The sequence below is a fragment of the Candidatus Cloacimonadota bacterium genome (genome assembly GCA_034661015.1).
Lineage (GTDB): Bacteria > Cloacimonadota > Cloacimonadia > JGIOTU-2 > JGIOTU-2 > JAYEKN01.
The window spans coordinates 7,453-11,299 of sequence record JAYEKN010000213.1; the positions used below are offsets into that span (position 1 = coordinate 7,453).

General features: G+C 34.0%; 5 protein-coding genes. 4 read left to right on the top strand and 1 reads right to left on the bottom strand.

Annotated features, from left to right (window positions below):
- From U9P79_08210 to U9P79_08225, 4 genes are all read left to right on the top strand, one after another.
- Nucleotides 1-422: DNA methyltransferase (locus U9P79_08210; protein MEA2104605.1), on the top strand; the 422-nt coding region annotated here is incomplete at its 5' end.
- Between the two features lie 47 nt (nt 423-469).
- Nucleotides 470-697, top strand: coding sequence for a hypothetical protein (locus tag U9P79_08215; GenBank protein MEA2104606.1), 228 nt, complete (start codon nt 470-472; stop codon nt 695-697).
- A 40-nt stretch (nt 698-737) separates the two neighbouring features.
- Nucleotides 738-1,544, top strand: a complete 807-nt coding sequence (locus U9P79_08220; GenBank protein MEA2104607.1) for an N-formylglutamate amidohydrolase — start codon at nt 738-740, stop codon at nt 1,542-1,544.
- A 223-nt stretch (nt 1,545-1,767) separates the two neighbouring features.
- Nucleotides 1,768-2,313, top strand: coding sequence for an HDIG domain-containing protein (locus U9P79_08225; protein MEA2104608.1), 546 nt, complete (start codon nt 1,768-1,770; stop codon nt 2,311-2,313).
- A gap of 18 nt (nt 2,314-2,331) precedes the next feature.
- Here the strand turns inward: U9P79_08225 and U9P79_08230 are convergent, their stop codons facing one another.
- The gene (locus U9P79_08230) at nt 2,332-3,060 is read right to left on the bottom strand and encodes a TerB family tellurite resistance protein (GenBank protein MEA2104609.1); all 729 of its coding nucleotides are present in this window, start codon (nt 3,058-3,060) and stop codon (nt 2,332-2,334) included.
- Nucleotides 3,061-3,847 lie beyond the last annotated feature (787 nt).

The following is a 3,847-nucleotide window of genomic DNA, read 5'->3' on the forward strand; positions in this document are numbered from 1 at the left end:
TAATAATTATTCATCCACCATATTTGGACATTGTAAAATATTCTGGTGGAAAAATTAAAGAAGATTTATCCAGCAATAGTGGAATGGAAAAGTTTTTGAATAGTATTGAAATTGTGGCTAATGAATTGTTTAAAGTTTTAAAACCAAATAAATTTTGCGCTATTTTAATTGGTGATACAAGAAAACGGCAGCATTATATTCCAATATCATATTTTGTTTTGCAAAAATTTCTAAAATCGGGATTTATTTTAAAAGAGGAAATAATAAAGGCGCAACATAACTGTTCTTATTCTAAAAAGTGGGAGTGGAAAGCAAAAAAATATCAATTTTATCTTATTATGCATGAACACCTATTTATTTTTAGAAAACCAAAAAAAAATGAAGATACAAGTATTTTTACTTGGAGTAAATATAGAAATTAGTGAAAAAAAAGCGATAAAAAATTTAAGCAAGATTGAAGGTGAAATATATGAATCAAGCAAGTAAATCAAAATGCCCAATATGTAACTCTGAAGAATTTATAATAAACCCACCAAATAGATACGACTATCTTAACTTTACAAATGGACATTTCCAAGTATATAAATCAGAATTTACAAATGGCGAAGAAAAAATTTTTTGCCGCGAATGTGGTGCAGAGATTGATGAAAAAAAATCAATGCAAAGCAATAAAGTCGTTTTGAAAAATACAAATTAAATGTATTGAGATCATCAAAAAAAGTATATCCTTAATAAATATGAAATTGCCAAAAACCACAACCAAAATATTCACTATCCAAAAAGGTGATTCCCCAATCGTGGCAACTGCCATACACGATGGGCATAATATTCGCAAAGAGTTGCTGCCATTTCTCGCACTCGATGATGCTGCTCGTTTGCGCGAAGAAGACCCATTTACCGGATTGTGGACAGAAGTCGCGGAAAACCAAGTGAAATTTACTCGTTCCCGCTTTGAGGTGGATGTGAACAGACCCAGAGAACAAGCAATTTATCGAAAACCCGCAGATTCTTGGGGATTGAGGGTTTGGAAAAATGATTTACCGAGCAATATCATCAAAAATTCGCTGCGGGAATACGATGACTTTTATGCTGAGATGTATAAATTTTTTACAGATATAAAAAATAAATATGGTAAATTCGTTGTGTTGGATATTCATTCTTACAATCATCGCAGGAGCGGGTTGAATGCAGAACCGGCAGATGCGAAATTGAATCCGGAAATTAGCATCGGAACGGGTACTATGCCACGAAAATACTGGGGAAATATTGTTGATCGTTTTATCTCCGATTTGCAAAAATCTGATTATGGCGGAAGAAATCCGGACGTGCGCGAAAATGTGAAATTCCCGGGTGGCAACTTTATGAAATGGGTTCACAAAAATTTCCCGCGTTCCGGTTGTGCACTCACAATCGAATTCAAAAAAATTTTTATGGATGAATGGACAGGCATTCCTGATGAACGGATGATTGAAATAATCAAAACAGCACTTTCTTCAACGATTCCGGGAATAAAAGAAGAATTGAAGAAACTGGGAAAATCATAAAATAGTTATGAGCCTACTTAAAAAATGGGATTTAACCATTAAAATGGTTAAATCCATAACTTGTGTTTCTTATTAACCCCCGACTTAAGTCGGGGGCTAATAAGGAGATAAGGAATTCTAACCGTTTTAACGGTTTTAATACAATTAGCCAAAAGTGACCTTTTTTAGTGGGCTCAGTTATGTGACGAAACTAATAAAAAATATTTTATAGAAAGGAATTATTATGGAGAGAGAATTTGCTCTAAATTTGCTTAAGGAAAATTTAAAAAATAAAAATCTGCAAAAGCACTGCTTGGCTGTGGAAGCAGCTATGAAACATTTCGCAAAATATTTTAGCGAGGATGAAAATCTCTGGGCACTTGCCGGCTTGCTTCACGATCTTGATTATGAAGAAACCAAAAATAATTTTGCTAAGCACGGTTTTATTACTGCAGAAAAATTGGAAAAATATTATTTGCCCAATGAAGTTATCTACGCTATAAAAGCACATCCGGGGCACTTGGAACGAACTCACCTGATGGACAAGGTGCTTTATTCTGTGGATTCACTTACAGGGCTAATCATTGCTGCAACGTTGATGCACCCAAAAAAGAAAATTTCTGCTCTGGACACAAATTTTGTAATGCGCCGTTTTAAAGAAAAAAGATTCGCAGCCGGTGCAAACCGAGAACAGATAAAAGCATGCACGGAATTCGATATGACTTTAGAGGAATTTATCGGGCAAACTCTTCTCGCAATGGCAAGCATCGAAGACGTTTTGGGATTTTGAATTATCTCGTTATGAGTTTTACCTAAATCCTCTCACTTCCCTAATTTGGCTATATGCATCGTGAATTTTTGCCATTTGCTCGTTCGCAAAACTAACGAATTCCGAGGGTAGTTCTTTGGACTGAATTTTATCCGGATGAAAATCCAAACATTTTTTGCGATATGCTTTTTTTATCTCTGCATCTGTCATCTTATCATTACAATTAAGAATTTCATAAGCTTCACTTATCCGCAAATTAGCAGCTCCAAGTAAATCATTTATAAAATTATGGCGTAATCTAAGAATCCTCTCTGCCTGAAAAAGTATATCCCTTTCACCAGCGGTTATTTTCCTGTCTGCCAAAGCCAAAGTGTGAAGTGTTCTTACAAAATTCTCGCATATTTGCCGATCCCAACTAACAATTTGTCCAAATTGATTCAAATATTCCGCCACATCTGTCGGATCATCCTTCGCTCTTTGAAAAATTTCAATAGCCTCTTTTTTTAGATTAGGGCTCATTTTTGCATTTTTTATAAAAGCTTCTATTTCTGAAATTTCTTCTTTGGAAACATACCCGTCTGCTTTTGCCATTTTCGCAAGACATGCAAAAATCGCTACAAAATATGCGGTTTGTGATTTTTCGGTCGCCGTGGTATTCTTCGGGGAACTATCGTAAATATGGCCTGCGCTTGCACCTATCAAAGCACCAATTGGTCCACCCAGAACCAATCCGATTCCACCGCCAATAAGTTTTCCTATCCAACCCATATAAATCCTTTCCATAAAATATAATTGTTTTCTTTCCAAAAATTAGGTTAAATATTACTGTCAATTTTTGCATACTTTTTTTTGTCTTTCAAATTCAATTTTACAAACAAAAATTATCCCCAAAAATTTATGAAAATAGAGCCAATATCAGTTATATTTTTTTTATAATTTAGGATTATTTAGTGAGTTATGAAAAATCAAAACACCTCTTAATCAAAACGTGTATAACTCATCGCTCTAAATGGACTTTTTCTCTCTATCTCCCTAATATTAAGATAGATATAAAATTAAATTTTGTGTTTAGAACTTGTGAGTAATTTTTTATATTCAACACTATTTAGCGTATTTACACATAATTACACAGTGTTTTGGAAATACTGATTCTTATACTCTTTCTTTTCAATATTTGGGGAAATTTATCCAATTAGTGTCCCCTTTTTTGCGGATTTTTCCAAATGTAAAAATTGGCGGGGTGAAAATTGGATTTATCCTTCAATAATTTTATGGATAGAATATTTGGCGGATCGAACCCAAATGTAACAGACAAACGCTAATTAGAGTCTGTCCGTAAAGTAGGGATTCGACGCAGATTCACCCCGTAGGATACTCTGTTGCTTAAAAATAATAACATTTAAATTATATAAATTATCCAACGGGGTAAACACTGAAAAAGTGGATTTTCGCAAGATAAAATTTAATTACAAAAAGAGTAGTATCAGTGTTCATCAGCAAAATCAGTGTTTATCAGTGTCGAATTACCTGCGGAGAATCATTGCAAAATTGTTAG